The following is a 17,380-nucleotide window of genomic DNA, read 5'->3' on the forward strand; positions in this document are numbered from 1 at the left end:
GGGTCCTCACCGTTCGTCATCGTCGGGGCCGCCGTACGCGGCGTCTTCGAGCTCGCTCAGCACCTGCTCCTCCACCAGCTCCGCCAGGGCGGCCACGGTGCGGGAGACCAGGATGTCGCGGGGGGTGAGCGTGACGCCGAAGGCGTCGTTGGCGCGGGAGGCGATCAGCAGGGCGCGCATCGAGTCGCCGCCCAGCAGGAAGTAGTCGTCCTCCACGCCCACGGCCGTCCGCAGGCTCTCCTCCCAGATGGCCGCCACCGCCTCCTCGGTGGGCGTGCGGGGCGCCACGCGGCCGGCCTGCCCCCGCTCGACGGGGGCGGGCACGGGCAGGGCCGTCCGGTCGGTCTTGCCGCTCTCGGTGAGCGGGAAGGCGTCCAGGACCGCGAACGCCGAGGGGACCATGTGGCCCGGCAGGGAGCGGGCGGCCAGGGCGCGCAGCTCGGCGCCGGACGGCGCGTCGCCGCCGGGGCCCGCGAGCAGGTGGGCGACCAGGCGAGGCTGCCCCGGCTCGTCCTCCCGCACGCTCACCACGGCGTCCAGGACGGACGGGTGGCGCACCAGGACCGCCTCGACCTCGCCCGCCTCGATCCGGTGTCCGCGCAGCTTGAGCTGGTGGTCCGTGCGGCCCAGGTAGTGCAGCTCGCCTCGGGAGTCGCGGCGCACCCGGTCGCCGGTGCGGTACATCCGGGTGCCGGGCGGACCGAACGGGTCGGCCGTGAACCGCGCCGCGGTCAGCCCCGGCCGGCCCAGGTAGCCGCGGGCCAGGGCCGGTCCGCTCAGCCACAGTTCGCCCGGCACGCCGTCGGCCACCGGCCGCAGCCGGGCGTCCAGGACGTAGGCCCCGGTGGCGGGCAGCGGGCGGCCGATGGGCGGTGCGGCGCCGTCCGGCTCCAGCGGCGCGGACCAGGTGGCGACGACGGTGGCCTCGGTGGGCCCGTAGGAGTTGACCATGCGGTGCCGCGGGGCCCACCGGGCCACCAGGTCGGCGCTGCACGCGTCGGCGCCGACCACCAGCGTCTTGAGGTCCGGCAGCGTGCCGGGGGTGCCGGGCGGCAGGGTGGCCAGGGCGGCCGGGGGCAGCAGGGTGTGGGTGATCCGCTCCTCCCGCAGCACCTGGGCCAGCGGGGCGCCGAGCAGCGGACCGGGAGCGGGGACCACCAGCCGGGCTCCGTGCGGGAGGGACATGCACAGTTCAAGCACGGAGGCGTCGAAGCTGGGGGTGGCGAAGGCCAGCACCCGGTCGCCCGGGGCCACTTGGTAGTGCTCGGCCTCGGCCGCGGCGAACACCGCGAGTCCGCGGTGGGTGAGGACGACGCCCTTGGGGGTACCGGTGGAGCCGGAGGTGTAGATCACGTAGGCCGGGTCGTCCAGGTCCAGCGGGCGGCTGCGGTCGGCGTCGGTGGGCCGGCGGTCGGGCGTGCCGTCCGCCGGCGCGGCCAGCAGGCCGGCCACCTCCTTGGCATCGAGGGTGAGCGCGGGAGCCGCGTCGCGCAGCATCAGCTCGACCCGTTCGTCCGGATAGGTGGGGTCGACCGGCAGGAACGCGGCGCCGGTCTTCGCCACCGCCAGCTGGGCCAGCACCATGTCCGCCGAGCGCGGCAGCAGCAGCGCCACCAGCTCGCCGGGACCGGCGCCGCGCGCGATGAGCCGGTGCGCCAGCCGGTTGGCGTGCGCCTCGACCTCGGCGAAGGACAGCTCCAGGCCCGGGGCGGCCAGCGCCGGTGCGTCCGGCCGGCGGTCCACGGCGGCCTCCACCAGGGCGGGCAGCGTGGCCCGGGGCGCCGGGTCGAGCGGCGGACGCACCGGCCCGTGCAGCAGCCGGGTCCGCTCCCCGGGCGGCAGCACGTCGATGTCGTCCAGCCGGCCGGTGCCGTCCGAGGCGGCCAGCGCGGACAGCGTGTGCAGCAGCTGGGCGGCCAGCGAGCCGGCCGTGCCGGGATCGAAGTACCGCGGGTCGTAGCCGAGTTCCACGCTGAGCCGGTCACCGGGTGAAACCACCACGGTGAGCGGGTAGTTGGCGGCCTCCCGGGCCTCCAGGTCGCGGATCAGCAGGCCGTGCGCGCCGGCCGTCGCCTCGCCCACCGGGTAGTTCTCGAAGACGATCAGACTGTCGAACATCGCCGTGCCGGGCGGCAGTTCGCTCAGGGCTTGGATCTCGCTCAGCGGCAGGTGGTCGAACCGGCGGTCCTCGGCCCGGGCCTCCTGCACCGCGCGCAGCCACCCGTCGCAGCTCGCGCCGCCGTCGACGGTGACGCGGGCGGGCAGCGTGGTGATGAAGAGGCCGATGATGGTGTCCGCGCCGACCAGGTCGGCCGGCCGCCCGGAGACGGTGGTGCCGAAGCACACCTGCGACTGGCCGCTCCAGCGCGAGAGCAGCAACGCCCAGGCCCCCTGGACCAGGGTGTTCAGGGTGAGGCGGTGGCGACGGGCGAACTCCTGGAGGCGGTGGGTCTCGGCCGCCCCGAGCCGCTGCGACAGCCAGACCCCGGAGCAGGCCGTGGCGTCCTGACCGGGCCTGCGGTCGTAGGGCAGCGCGGTGGGCGTGGCGAGGTCCGCCAGGGCGCCCCGCCAGTGGTCCGCCGCCCGGCCGGTGTCGCGGCCGGCCAGCCAGCCCGCGTAGTCCGCGAAGGGCCGGCGCTCGGGCAGGCTCGGCCGCTCGCCGCGGGCGAGCGCCGCGTGGGCGGCCAGCACGTCCGACAGGACCTGGAAGACGCTCCACCCGTCCAGCAGGACGTGGTGGAAGGTCCACACCACGCGCACCGCGTCCGGGCCGAGCCGGACCAGGTCGAGCCGCAGCAGCGGGGCCCGGTCCAGGCCCAGCGGGCGGCCCCGCCGCTCGGCGAGGAACAGTTCCAGTTCCGTCCCGAGCCGCTCGGGCGCCACGTCGCTCCAGTCGTGCTCGGTGACGGGCAGGGTCGCCTGCCGGTGCACCACCTGAAGGGGTACGGGCACGTCGTGCAGCACCACGGAGGTGCGCAGCACCGGTGTGCGGTCGACCACGTGCTGCCAGGCGGCGGCCAGCAGGCGCGGGTCGCGGGCGCCGTCCAGCACGAAGGTGAGCTGCTCGACGTAGAGGCCGCTCCCCGCCTCGTCGAGGCCGTGCACGACCATGCCGGTCTGGGTCGGCGTGAGCGGGTAGATCTCCACCACCTCCCGCCCGGTGCCCGCCAGCCGGTCGACGGCCGGCTGGTCCAGCGGAGCGAGCGGGAAGTCGGAGGGCGTGCGGCCCCCGGCGCCGGGCTCGGCGCAGTGGCGGATGATCGCCCGCAGCTCGTCGGCGAGTTCGGCGGCCAGCCGGGCGACGGTCTCCCGCCGGTGCACCTCCCGGGAGTACGACCAGGTGAACCCCAGCCGCCCCTCGCTCACCTGCCCGAGGACGTCGAGGAGGTGCGGCCGCTCGGCCGAGGGGTCCATACCGCCGCCGAGCGGGCCGGACGGCGCGTGCAGCAGACCGCCCGGCGGGTGGTTCCGGTCCTGGCGCCCCAGGTAGTTGAAGCCGATCCGCGGCAGCTCCGGCAGCGGCGGTCCCCCGGCGGGCCGCAGGTGGCGAAGCGCGCCGTAGCCGAGTCCGCCGCGCGGCACCGCGCGCAGGCTCTCCTTGACCGCCTTCAGCGCGCCGCCGGTGTCCGCGTCCCGGGGCACCTCCAGGGCGACGGGGTACATCGTGGTGAACCAGCCGACGGTCCGGGCGAGGTCGACGTCGTCGAACAGCTCCTCCCGGCCGTGGCCCTCCAGGGTCACCGCCACCCGGTCCCGGCCGGTCCAGCGGGACAGCACGCGGCCCAGGGCGCAGAGCAGGACGTCGTTGACCCGGGTCCGGTAGACCTCCGGCACGTCCTGGAGCAGCCGGCGGGTCTCCTCGGCGTCCAGGCCGACGGTCAGCGCCTCCTCGACGGCCGCCGTGTTGGCGCCGTCGAGGTCCCTCGGCAGCACGGTCGCGCCGTCCCCGTCGTCGAGGCCCTGCCAGTGGACGAGTTCGTCGTCGAAGCCGCCGGCCGCGGTGTGCGCGGCGAGCCGGCGGGCCCAGGCCTGGAACGAGGTGCTCTTGGCCCCGAGGTCGGGCGTCCGACCTTCGCCCAGGGCGCGATAGGCGCGCTCCAGATCCTCCAGGATCAGCCGCCAGGAGACCGCGTCCACCACCAGGTGGTGCGCGGCCAGCAGCAGGACCGGGTGCGCCGCGCCGTCGAAGCGGCACAGCGCGGCGCGCAGTAGTGGCCCGCTGCCCAGGTCGAAGCCGTCCGCCAGGTCGGCGGCGGCCTCGCGCAGCGCCGCCGCGAGGACCCGCGGCTCACCGCCGGGCAGGTCGTGCACCCGCAGGCTGGCCGGCGCGCCGCCGGGGGCGGCTCCGTACTGGCGCCACTGACCGGGGCCGGTCGGCTCGAACCGGAGGCTCAGGGCGTCGTGGTGGGCCAGTACGGCGGTCAGGGCCGCGCGCAGCAGGGTCTCGTCGGCGTCCGCCGCGAGCTGGTAGGAGACCCCCTGGGTGAAGCGGGCGTCACCGCCCAGGGTGTCGAACAGCCAGTGCTGGACGGGGGTGAGCGGGACCTCGCCCACCACCGCGCCCTGCTCGGCGACGACCGCCGCGGCCGGGGCCTCCTCGGCGGCCAGGGCGAGTTCGGCCAGTGTCTGGTGCGAGAACAGGTGCCGGGGGGTCAGCGCGAGCCCGGCCCGGCGGGCGGCTGAGACGATCTGGATCCCCAGGATCGAGTCGCCGCCGAGCGCGAAGTAGTTGTCGTCCGGGCCCACGTCGGGCACACCGAGGACCTCGGACCAGATCGCGGCGAGCAGCCGCTCGGTGCCGGTGCGCGAGGGCCGGTCGCCGGCCGCGGCCGGGGTGGCCCGCGGCGGCTCGGACAGGGTGCCCCCCGGCGCCGGGGCCACCGCCGCCGCGCGCCGTTCGAGGGCCGCGCGTCCGCGCGGGGGGTCCGGCAACGGCACGTCGGCCGGCGCCTGTTCGAGGTCCGCCGCGATCGCCGCGAGCAGCGTCGCCAGGCCCGCCCCGAGCGCCTCGACGGTCGTCGCGTCGAAGGCGGCCGGGTCGTACTCGAGGCTGACCGACAACGCCTCGCCGGGCACCACCACCACGCACAGCGGGTAGTTGGTGGGCTCCACGTCGCGTTCGGCCTCGACGGCCAGGCCGTAACGGTTCACCGCGTCCTCGTCGAACGGGTAGTTCTCGAAGACCACGATGCTGTCGAACAGGCTGGTCCCGCCGGGCACCTCGCTCCAGGTCTGCAGCTGCGCCAGCGAGACGAAGCCGTGGCGCCGGTCCTCCGACTGGGCGGCCTGCAGAGCACGCAGCCACTCCCGCAGCGGGCGCTGTCCCTCGATCCGCACCCGGGTGGGCAGCGTGTTGATGAACAGCCCCACCATCGAGGTCACGCCGGGCAGTTCGGCAGGCCGACCGGAGACGATGGTCCCGAACACCACGTCGTCGCCGCCGCCGCAGCGCGCGAGCAGCAGCGCCCAGGCGCCCTGCAGCACGGTGTTGACGGTCAGCCCCGCCTGTTGCGCCGTCTCGCGCAGCCGCGGCGACAGGTCGTTGTCGAGCGCCACGCGCACCGACGCGCCGGAGGAGGCGCGGTGGGCCCCGACGGGCCACCGGTCCCGGGGCAGTGGGGTGGCGGCCGGGAATCCGGCGAGGACCTCGCGCCAGTGCCGCTCGGCCCGGGCGGGGTCCTGCCCGGCCAGCCAGCCCAGGTAGTGGCCGAAGGGAGCCCGCTCGGGCGCCGCCGCCGGGCGCCCGGTGGTGAGGGCGTCGTACCGCTCGCACACCTCGTCGAAGACCTGGGCCGCGCTCCACCCGTCCAGCAGGACGTGGTGGAAGGTCCACACCATCCGCACCCGGGTCGGTGACAGCCGGATCAGGGCGAGCCGCGTCAGCGGCGCCGTGCGCAGGTCGAGGCCGGCCTGCCGGTCCTCGGCGACCAGACGGGCCGTCTCGCGCTCGATCCGGTCGGCCGGCCACTGCGTCCAGTCGTGGTGGGCCACCGGCACGGCGGCCCGCTGCTGGACGACCTGGTGCGGCTCGGCGCTCTCCTCCCAGGTCAGCCGGGTGCGCAGGACCGGGTTGGCGTCCGCGGTCCGCTGCCACGCCTCGGCCAGGGCGTGCGGGTCGGTGACCCCGGACAGCACCAGCTGCACCTGATTGAGGTAGGTGCGGCCGTCCGGTTCGAGCAGGCTGTGGAAGAGCATGCCGGCCTGCATCGGCGTCAGCGGGTAGACGTCCGCCACGTCGCGCCCGTCCCCCACGATCCGGTCGACGGCCGCCTGGTCCAGGCGGGCCAGTGGGAAGTCCGCGGGGGTGCGGCCGCCGGCGTCCGGGTCGGCGCAGTGGGCGACGATGCCTTCCAGCGCGCTCACCATGCCGTCCGCCAGCGCGGCCACGGTCCGCTCGTGGTGGCGGCCGGCGCTGTAGTACCAGCTGATCTCCAGCTGGTCGTCCTGGACGCGGGCCACCACGTCGAGCAGGTGCGGGCGCACCGCGCCGGGCGCCTGCGCGCCGTCGAGCCCGCCCGGGACCGCGCGCACCAGGGCGGCGCCCTCGTCCGACCAGTCGAACCGGCCCAGGTAGTTGAAGCTGATTCCGGGAGTCGCCGCACCGACGAGCTGGGCGTCCTGGGCGAGGTGGCGCAGCGCGCCGTAGCCCAGGCCCCGGTCGGGCACCGCGCGCAGCTGCTCCTTCACGGACTTGAGCGCGGTGCCCCAGTCCCCCTCGGGCACCCGGAGGGCGACGGGGAAGAGCGTGGTGAACCAGCCGACCGTGCGGGACAGATCGATGTCCTCGAAGAACTGGTCCTCGCGCCCGTGCCCCTCCAGCCCGACGGCGACGGTGTCCCGCCCGGTCCATCGGGCGACGACCCGGCCGAGCGCGGTGAGCAGGACGTCGTCGATCCGGGTCCGGTAGACCCCGGGGACCTTGCGCAGCAGTTCGTCGGTGCGTTCCCGGTCCAGCCGGACCGTCACCGCGCGCACGTCGGCCGCGGTGTTGCCGCCCTCGCTGTCCACCGGCAGCGGCGCCGCGCTGTGCCGGGCGACCGCCGTCCAGTGGGCACGCCGGCCGGCGAACCCGCCGCTCGCCGTGTGCTCGCGCAACCGGCGCGTCCATTCCTGGAACGAGCTCGTCCGGGCGGGCAGGCGCAGCGGCCGACCGGCCGCGGCCTGCCGGTAGGCGGTCTCCAGGTCCTCCAGCAGCACCCGCCAGGAGACCCCGTCGACCACCAGGTGGTGCACGGCCAGCAGCAGCCGGGCGGGCCCGGTGCCACCGGTGGTGAACAGGCGGGCGGCGAGCAGCGGGCCGGTCTCCAGCCGGAACCCCTCGTGCGCCGCCGCGGTGGCCAGGGCCTCGGCCCGCTCGGCCGCGCCCGGCTCCAGGCCGGCCAGGTCGCAGACTTCGAGCAGCTCGGGCGCGGGGGCGTCCGCCGGGGCGCAGTGCTGGCGGACGCCGCCGTCCGGCTCGGCGGTGAAGCGTGACCGCAGCGCGTCGTGGTGCGCCCACAGGGCCGTCAGGGCGCGGCGCAGCACGTCCGGGTCGACCTCGCCGGGGGTCTCCACGACCACGCTCTGGTTGAAGAAGCCGGCCTGCGGCGGGCGGGGGTCGAGGTACCAGTGCTGGATCGGCGCGAGGGCGACCTCACCGCTCACCGGCTCGGTGCCGGCGACGGAGCCCGCCGTGCCGGTGATGACGGCCAGTGCGGCGACGGTGGGGTACCGGAACAGGTCGCGGGGGGTCAGCGCGAGCCCCGCCGCCCGGGCCCGCGAGACGACCTGGATGCTCAGGATCGAGTCGCCGCCCAGCATGAAGAAGTCGTCGTCGACGCCGACCCGGTCCACGCCGAGCAGCTCCGCCCAGATCGCGGCGAGCACCTGTTCGGTCCCGGTGGCCGGTGCCCGGTAGGCGCTGTCTCCGGACGCCGTCCAGTCGGGGGCGGGCAGTCGGCGCCGGTCGACCTTGCCGTTGGCCGTCAGGGGCAGCTCGGGCACCGTGACGAACGCGGCGGGCAGCATGTAGTCGGGCAGGTCGGCCGCCAGGTGGCCGCGCAGGGTGGTCGCGGACGGCGCCGCGGCGCCTTCGGCCGGCACCAGGTGGGCGGCCAGCCGCTTGCGGCCGCCGTCCTGGTGGAGCGAGACGACCGCCTCGGCGACGTCCGGGTGGTCGGTGAGTCGCGCCTCGATCTCGGCGGGTTCGATGCGGAACCCGCGGATCTTGATCTGGTCGTCCGCCCGGCCCACGAAGTGCAGTTCGCCGTCGTCGCTCCAGCGCGCGGTGTCACCGGTGCGGTACATCCGCTCCCCCGGCGGCCCGAACGGGTCGGCCAGGTAACGGGTGGCGGTCTCGCCGGGCCGGCCGGCGTAGCCCCGGGCGAGCCCGGCGCCGGCGATGTACAGCTCTCCCACGATGCCGGGCGGTTGCGGCTGGAGCGCGTCGTCGAGCAGGTAGACGCGGGTGTTGTCCAGCGGGCGTCCGATGGGCAGCACCGCGGACAGCGGCTCGCCGGCGCGGAAGACCCGGCAGGTGGCGAAGGTGGTCGTCTCGGTCGGACCGTAGCCGTCGACCACGGTGAGGTCGGGGCACGCCTCCAGGACCCGGCGGACCACCGCGCCAGGCACGGCCTCGCCACCGGTCCACACTTCCCGGGCGCCGCGCAGGCAGCCGGGGTCCTCCTGGGCGAGGAGGCGGAAGAGGCCGGCGGTCAGCCAGAGGTGGCGCACGCCCTGCTCGGTGACGGCGCGCCGGACCACGGCCGCGTCCAGTTCCACCGGAGGGGCCAGCACGGCCGTGCCGCCGCGCAGCAGGGGCACCCACACCTCGTAGGTGGAGGCGTCGAACGCGTGCGGGGAGTGCACGAGCACCCGGTCGTGGCCGGTGAAGGCACGGCCCAGGGCGAGCGCGGCGACATCGCGCTGGCGCACCGCGACGCCCTTGGGCGTGCCCGTCGAGCCGGAGGTGAACATCAGGTACTGGAGGTTGTCGGGGTGAACCGCCGGACCGTCCTGCTCGAGCCGGGCCTCGGCGGCCGCGTCGTTCGCCGGCTCGTCCGGGCGCAGGACGCCGTCGCCGGGGCACAGGTCGCGCGCCGTCGGCTCCCAGTCGGCGTCGGTGAGCACCAGCCCGGCGCCGGCCTCGGCCAGCGTCCGGCGCAGCCGCTCGCGCGGCGCCCGCCCGTCCAGCGGCACGTACACCCCGCCGGTGCGGACCAGCGCCAGTTGGGCGACGATCAGCCACACCGAGCGGTTCATCAGCACGCCGACCGGGCGCTCGACCCGGACGCCGAGCGCGGTCAGCCGGCGCGCCAGGGCGGCGGCGCGGGCGTCGAGCTCCCGGTAGCTGAGCCGCTCGTCGCCGGCTTCCAGCGCGACGGCGTCGGGCGTGCGGCGCACCTGTTCGGCGAACAGCTCGGCGACGCTGCGCTCGGGCAGGTCGGTGGCGGTGTCGTTCCAGGCGTGGAGCACCTGGGCGCGGCGCTCCGCGCTCAGCAGCGGCAGCCGGGCGGGCGGGCGCTGGGCGCCGTCGGGCATGCCCGCCAGCAGGACGGTGAGGTACTCGGCCATCCGCCGAGCCGTGGCGGCGTCGAACAGCTCCGGGTCGTAGCAGAGCCGCAGCGCCAGCTCAGGGCCCGGGTAGGCCACCAGGCTCAAGGGGTAGTTGGTGGTCTCGACACCCTCCAGGCCGCTCAGGCGCAGGCCGTGGGCGGCGGCGAGTTCGTCGTCCACCGGGTAGTTCTCGAAGACGACGATGCTGTCGAACAGGGCGGTCCGCTCGGGAAGGCCGGTGAACGTCCGCATCCGGGTCAGTGGCACGAAGTCGAAGCGCCGGTCCTCGTTCTGCTCCCACTGGAGCCGGCGCAGCCAGTCGACCAGCGTGCCGACGGCCGGCACCGCGGCGCGGGTGGGCAGCGTCGCGATGAAGAGGCCGGTCATCGCCTCGGCGCCGGGCAGCTCGGCCGGCCGGCCGGACACCGTGGTGCCGAACACCACCTCGTCACGGCCTGACTGACGCCCCAGCAGCAGCGCCCAGGCGCCCTGGACCAGGGTGTTCAGGGTGAGGCCGGTGGTCTTCGCGAAGTCCTCCAGGGCCCGGGTGGCGGACGCGGGCACGCTCACCCGCACGGCCTGGCCGGACTCCGCGTGGTGGCTCTCGCGCGGCTCGCGGTCCCAGGGCAGCGGCGTCGCCTCGGTCAGGCCGCCGAGGCGCTCCCGCCAGTGCTGCTCGGCCTGGTCCCAGTCGCGCTCGCGCAGCCAGGCCAGGTAGTCGCGGTAGGGAGGGCGCTGCGCCGTCCCGTCCGGGATGTCGAGGACGTCGAGGCCGTCGAGGCCGTCGAGGCCGTCGAGGCCGTCGAGGCCGTCGAGGCCGTCCGGAGCGTCCGGCCCCGCCGCGCAGAGCGCCGCGTGGCAGGCGAAGACGTCCGACAGCACCTGGAACAGGCTCCAGCCGTCCAGGATCAGGTGGTGAAAGGACCAGACCACGCGCACACCGGTCTCCGAGACCCGTGCGAGCACCAGGCGCTGGAGCGGCGCCTGGGCGAGGTCGATGCCCGTCGCGCGGTCGCGGTCCAGCAGGTCGGCCAGCCGCTCGCGGCGCTCCTCCTCGGTCAGCTCGCGCCAGTCCAGGCCGGTGACCGGTACGGGGGCGCGGCGTTCCACCACCAGCAACGGCTCGGGCACGTCCTGCCACCGGACGCGGCCGCGCAGCACCGCGCTCCGCCCGGTCACCCGCTGCCAGGCCGCGGCCAGCCGGTCCGGGTCGGGTACGCCCTCCAGGACGAAGGTCAGCTGCTGGAAGTAGGCGGCGCTGTCGGCCTGGGAGAGGGCGTGGAAGAGCATGCCGGTCTGGGTCGGCGTCAGCGGCAGGACGTCCTCCACGGCGCCCGGCTCGGCTCCCACGACGCGGTCCACGGCGGCCTGGTCGAGCCGGACGAGCGGGAAGTCGGACGGCGTGCGGCCGCCCGCGCCCGGCCGGGCCGCGTGCCGGGCGAGGTCGGCCAGCGTGTCGGCGAACCGTCCGGCCAGCGCCTCGACGGTGGCGGGCAGGTACCGCTGGTCGGAGTAGGACCAGCTGAACTCCAGCGCGTCACCGGCGAGGCGTCCGACGACCTCCAGGGCGTGCGGGCGCTCGACCAGGGGGTCGGCGTCCAGCTCCAGCGGGCGGAAGGTGCCCCGGTACAGGCCGTCCGGGCCGTCCGGGAACGCGATGCGCCCCAGGTAGTTGAAGCTGACCTGCGCCGTCCTGCCCTGCGCCGTGCTGCCCTGCGCCGTCCTGCCCTGCGCCGCCGCACCCCGCGCCGTCCCGATCCGGCCCAGCCGGTCAAGCACGTCGTGGCCCAGGCCGTGCCGGGGAACGGCCCGCAGCTGCTCCTTGACCTGCTTGAGGACCGCGTCCCAGTCCGCCTGCGCCGGGACGGCGAGGGCGACGGGGTGCCGGGTGGTGAACCAGCCGACGGTACGGGTGATGTCGAGGTCGGGGAAGAGTTCCTCCCGCCCGTGCCCCTCGACGTCGACCACCACCCGGTCCTGCCCGCTCCACCCGCACAGGACCCGGCCGAGAGCGCTCAGCAGCACGTCGTTGACCTGGGTGCGGTAGGTCTCGGGCAGGGTGCGCAGCAGGACGGCGGTGTCGGCGGCGCTCAGGCGCACGGTCACCGAGCGGGCCGAGGCGTAGGTGTCGGCGCCCGCCAGGTCGGCCGGGAGCGGGTCCGCGCGGTCCGGGAGGGCCCGCGCCCAGTAGCCCCGCTCGTCGTCGAAGCCGCCGTCGGCGGCGTGCGCGTGCAGCCGCTGGGCCCACTGCCGCAGCGGCGAGGACTTGGCGGGCAGCGCCGCCGCTCCGTCGCCGCCGTCGCGGCGGGCCCGGTAGGCCCGGTCGAGGTCCTCCAGCAGCACCCGCCAGGAGACGCCGTCCACCACCAGGTGGTGCACGGCCAGGTGCAGGACGGGCGGGCGGCCGGCCCCGCGCTCGTGCAGCACGGCGCGCAGCTGCGGCCCGTGGCGCAGGTCGAAGGGGCCGAAGTGCGGGGTGTCGGTGTCCGGGCCGCTGTGGCGGGCCAGGGCGACCCGGCGGGTCCGCTCGTCGATCCGCCAGCGCGGGTCCGCGCCGTCGGCGGCCCCGAACGATGAGCGCAGGGCGTCGTGGTGGGCGACCAGGTCGTTCAGCGCGTCCTCCAGCGCCGCCGGGTCCAGGTCCTCGGGCAGCCGGACGGAGAGCGCCTGGGCGAAGTGGCCGACGCGTTCGGCGCCCGCGTCGAACCACCAGTGCTGGATGGGCGTCAGGGGGCTCTCGCCGGTGGCGGCGACCACGGCGGGGGCGGTCGGCCGCGACCGGTCGGCGGCGTCCGCGCAGCGGGCGAGCGCGGCGACCGTCTGGTGCTGGTAGACGTCCCGGGAGGTCACCGGCAGGCCCGACTGCCGGGCGCGGGCGACCACCTGGATGCTCAGGATGGAGTCGCCGCCGAGCTGGAAGAAGTTGTCCTCCGCGCCGACCCGCTCCACCTGGAGGACGTCCGCCCAGATGGCGGCGAAGGCCCGCTCACTGGGAGAGCGGGGCTCGACGTGGCCCACGGCGCGCGGGGCCGGTCCCGGAGCGGGCAGCCGGCCGCGGTCGAGCTTGCCGTTGGGGTTGAGCGGCAGGGTCGGCAGCACCAGGACCGCCGAGGGGACGAGGTAGTCGGGCAGCGTGAGAGCGAGCTCCCGGCGTACGGCTTCGGGCTCCGTGCGGCCTCCCGGGACGGGGACGACGTAGCCGACCAGGCGCCGGGTGCCCTCGCTCTCGCGGACGGTGGCGGCTGCCTGCGCCACGCCCTCGCAGCCGCGCAGCGCCTCCTCCACCTCCCCCAGTTCGATCCGGAAGCCGCGGACCTTGACCTGCTGGTCGATCCGGCCGACGTACTCCAGCTCACCCTCGGGGCTCCAGCGGGCCAGGTCCCCCGTGCGGTACATCCGCTGCCCCGGCGCGCCGTACGGGTCGGCCACGAACCGGGCGGCGGTCAGGCCCGGGCGGCCGAGGTAGCCGCGCGCCAGGCCGCCGCCACCGAGGTACAACTCGCCGACCACGCCCGGAGGCTGCGGGCGCAGCGCGTCGTCGAGGACGTAGCCGCGGGTCAGCGCGAGCGGCCTGCCGATCGGCGGTGCCTGCTCCGGCAGCCCCTCGCCCGCGAACCAGGCGGTGGCGTACACGGTGGCCTCGGTGGGGCCGTAGAGATTGGCGATCCCGCACCCGGGCATGACCTCCCGCAGGTCGCGCACCACCTGGGCCGGGAGGGCCTCGCCGGCCAGCACGACGGTCCGCGCCTCCACCGGGGCCCCGCCGCCGGCGAGCAGGCGGGAGATCACCGAGGGCACGCCGCTGACCAGCCCGACCTGCCGCCGGCCGGGCGTGTCGGCGAGGGCGGGCAGGTCGGCGACCACCTCGACGCTCCCGCCCACCAGCAGGGGGCAGAGCAGTTCGAAGACCGACACGTCGAAGTTGAGCGAGGTGGCGGCGATCACGTGGTCCAGGCCGCCCGGACCGAACCGCTCCCCCGCCCAGCCGGCGAGCGCGACGACCGTGCGGTGGGTGACCACCACACCCTTGGGGCGGCCGGTGGACCCGGAGGTGTAGATGACGTAGGCCGGGTGGTCCGGCGCCAGCGGTCCGAGCCGGTCGGCATCCGTCAGATCGGCCTCGTCCGTGCCCGGGGCGTCGGCGAACTCGTCGAGGATCAGGGGCTCGCAGCCCTCCGGCAGCGCGGCGGCCGTCTGCCGGGTGGCGACGACGAGCACCGGCTCGGCGTCGTCGAGCATCAGCCGGATGCGCTCGGCGGGATAGCCCGGGTCCAGCGGGAGGTACCCCGCGCCCGACTTCAGCACCGCCCAGAGCGCCGAGGGCAGCTCGGCGGAGCGGGGCAGGCAGAGCGCGACCAGCTTCTCCGGGCCCGCGCCCCGGGAGACCAGCAGCCGGGCGAGGCGGTTGGCACGCCGGTTCACCTGGGCGTAGTCCAGTCGCACCGCGTCGCAGACCACGGCGGTCCGCTCGGGGGTGCGGGCCGCCTGCGCCTCGAACAGCTCGGGCAGGGCGACCTCCGGGGCGGTGTGCCCGCCGCGCGCGGGCGGGTTCCACGAGTCGATCAGGGTGCGCCGCTCCTGCTCCGAGAGCATCGGCAGTTCGGCCAGCCGCAGCTGCGGGCCGTCCGCCATCGCCGCCAGCAGCCGGTGCAGGTGACGGGACATCCGGGCGACGGTCGGGGCCTCGAAGAGGTCCGTGTTGTACTCGACGGTCAGGACGCAGCCGCCCCCGGCGTCCGGGGAGAACTCCAGGACCAGGTCGAAGCGTGCGGCGGGCCGCGGCAGCGGGTGTTCTTCGAGGCGCAGGCCGCCGGCGCCCGGCAGGTCGAGGGGGGCCTGCTGGACGACGAGCACCTGCACCAGCGGGGTGCGGCTGGGGTCCCGGGGCGGGGCCAGCTCCTCGACCACCCGGTCGAAGGGCACTCCGGCGTGGACGAAGGCGTCCAGCACGGTCGTGCGCATGTTCTCGACGAAGCGGTCGACGGTGACCGTCTCGTCCACGTCACCGCGCAGCACGACCGTGTTCGCGAAGAAGCCCGTCACATCCTCCAGCTCGCGGCGCTCCCGCCCGTTGGTGACGGTGCCGAAGGCGACGTCCCGCTGGCCCGAGTAGCGGGAGAACAGCAGCGCGGACGCCCCCGCGAAGAGGGTGAACACCGTGGTGCCGCGTCCGGTGGCGAGGTGCCGCAGCCGGGCCACCAGGTCCGCGGGCAGGTGGTGGCGGTGTGCGGCGCCGGAGGTGGTGCGCACCGCGGGCCGCGGCCGGTCGGTGGGCAGGTGCAGGTGCTGCAGCCCGGACAGGTGGCGCTTCCAGTACCCGAGGCTCCCGGCGTCCTCTGTGACCTGCGCGTTCGAGGCTTGACGCCGCTGCTCCCAGACGGCGAAGTCGGGGTACTGGAGGGCCGGCACGGGCAGCGCGTCCGGTTCGCCGGAGACCTCCGCGTGGTAGAGCGCGGCCAGCTCGCGGACCAGGACGCCCACCGACCACCCGTCGGTGATGACGTGGTGCTGCCCCAGCAGCAGCAGGTGCTCGTCGGGGGCCAGGCGCACCAGCAGCGCCCGGGCCAGCGGGCCGCCCGTCAGGTCGTAGGGGCGGCTCAGCTCGTCGGTCAGCAACCGCTCGGCGGCCTCGGCGCGCCGCTCCGCGGGCAGCTCGCCGAGGTCGGCCGTGCGCAGCGGCAGAGCGCCCTCCTCCGCGATCCGCTGCACACCCTGCCCGTCGACCGTGTCGAACGTGGTGCGCAGCGAGGCGTGCCGGGCGACCAGGCGCCGCAGGGCCCGGCTCAGCGCCTCGGGGTCCGGTGCGCCGTGCAGCCGCAGGGCCACGCCGGTGTTGTACTCCGTCCCGCCGGCCGTGAGGTCGTCAAGGAACCAGAGCCGTCGCTGGGCGTTGGACAGCGGCAGCGGCACCCCGCGCGGGGCGGCCGGGATCGGCTCGGGCGGCGCGGCGGCGCGGTGCCCGCCCAGCAGCGGGGCCAGGGCCGCCACGGAGCGCGCGGTGAAGACGTCCCGCAGGGTGAGCCGGACGCCCAGTTCGTCCCTGATCCGGGCCAGGGTGCGGGCGGCGAGGATCGAGTCGCCGCCCAGCTCGAAGAAGTCGTCCGTCGCCCCGACCGTGTCGGCGCCCAGCACGTCCGCCCAGATGGCGGCCAGGGTGCGCTCCGGCGCGGTGAGCGGTGCCGCCCGGCCGGCGGACGCGGGGCGGACGGGCGCGGGCAGCGCTCGCCGGTCGATCTTGTTCTGCGAGGTGAGCGGCATCGCCGCCAGCACGACGACGACGGACGGCACCAGCTGGGCCGGCAGCGCGGCGGCCAGGTTCGTGCGCAGCTCCGCCGGGTCGGGCGCCCGCTCCGGGTCGGCCGGGGTGACGTAGCCGACCAGGCGTTCGCGGCCCGGCTCGTCCTCGCGGACCATGACGACGGCCTCGCCGACGGCGGTGTCCCGCCGCAGGGCGGCCTCGATCTCGCCCGGTTCGATCCGGAAGCCTCGGAGCTTCACCTGCCGGTCGAGCCGGCCGAGGAACTCCAGTTCTCCCCCGGCGTTCCAGCGCGCCCGGTCGCCGGTGCGGTAGAGCCGGGCGCCCGGCGCTCCGAACGGGTCGGCGACGAAGCGGGCGGCGGTCAGCCCGGCGCGGTTCAGGTAGCCGCGCGCCACCGCTTCGCCGCCGATGTACAACTCGCCTTCCATGGAACCCGGTTGCGGACGCATCGCCGCGTCCAGCACATACACCCGGGTGTGCGGCAGGGCCCCGCCGATCGTCGGTGTACCGGCACCGGCGGAGAGCGGCCCGGTCCAGGTGGCCACGATGGTGGCCTCGGTCGGACCATAGGAGTTGATCATGCGCCGGCCCGGCGCCCAGCGGTCGACGAGCGCGGGCGGGCAGGCCTCGGCCCCGACGATCAGTGTGCGCAGCCGGTGGGCGGTGCCCGCCGCGGGGGCGGGCAGCGTCGCCAGCGCGGCCGGCGGGATCAGGGCGTGCGTGATGCCGTGCTCGTCCAGGACGACGGCGAGTTCGTCGCCCAGCCACGGGCCGCCCGGGGGCACCACGAGCGTGGCCCCGGACAGCACCGAGATGAAGAGCTCCAGGACGGAGGCGTCGAAGCTGGGCGAGGAGAACTGCAGCACCCGGTCACCGGCCCGCACCGCGTAACGCTCGACGGCGGCCGCGGTGAACCCGCCGATGCCGCGATGGGTGACCGCCACGCCCTTCGGCGTCCCGGTGGAGCCCGACGTGTAGATCACGTACGCGACGTGGTCGGCGCCGACCGCCGGCCGGGGAAGGCCGCCCCCACCCCCGTCCGCCGCGTCCAGCACGGCGCGCACGAAGCCCGGGTCGTCCAGGGTCACCGCGGGCGCCGCGTCGGCGAGCATGAGAGCGCGCCGCTCGGCGGGGTAGTCGGGATCGACCGGCAGGAAGGCGGCGCCCGCCCTCGCGGTGGCCAGCTCCGCCGCGATCAGCTCCATCGAGCGCGGCAGGACCAGTGCCACCGTCCGCTCCGGCCCGGCCCCGCGCCGCACGAGGTACCCGGCCAGCAGGTCGACCCGGGCCGCCAGCTCCCGGTAGCTCCAGGTGCGCCGGCCGTCGGTCACCGCGGGCGCGTCGGGCGTGCGGGCCACCCAGGTGGCGAACAGCTCGCCGAGCGTCGCGCCCCCGTCCACCGGGGACGCCTCGTGCTCGGGCACCCCGAAGGCTTCACCGGCCTGCTGCGAGGTGGGCGCGGGGACGAGGCGGTCGGGCTGGTCGGCCATGGAGATGAGGTCCTTCCGGGCGGGGAGGAGGCGGCGCGAGCGGTTGCGGGCAGCGGAGTGCGACCGGGCACGCCCGACGCGTACTCCGGCACCAAGG

General features: G+C 76.1%; 1 protein-coding gene. It reads right to left on the reverse strand.

The window, feature by feature from the left end; genetic code table 11:
* Positions 1-6 precede the first annotated feature (6 nt).
* A complete protein-coding gene (locus tag ACFWA9_RS00280) occupies positions 7-17,283 on the reverse strand; it encodes a non-ribosomal peptide synthase/polyketide synthase (protein ID WP_380381981.1) in 17,277 nt (5,758 codons plus the stop codon).
* Positions 17,284-17,380: the final 97 nt, after the last annotated feature.

Origin of the sequence: Kitasatospora sp. NPDC059973 (assembly GCF_042737525.1) — a bacterium.
In the GTDB taxonomy this organism is placed as follows: Bacteria; Actinomycetota; Actinomycetes; order Streptomycetales; family Streptomycetaceae; genus Kitasatospora.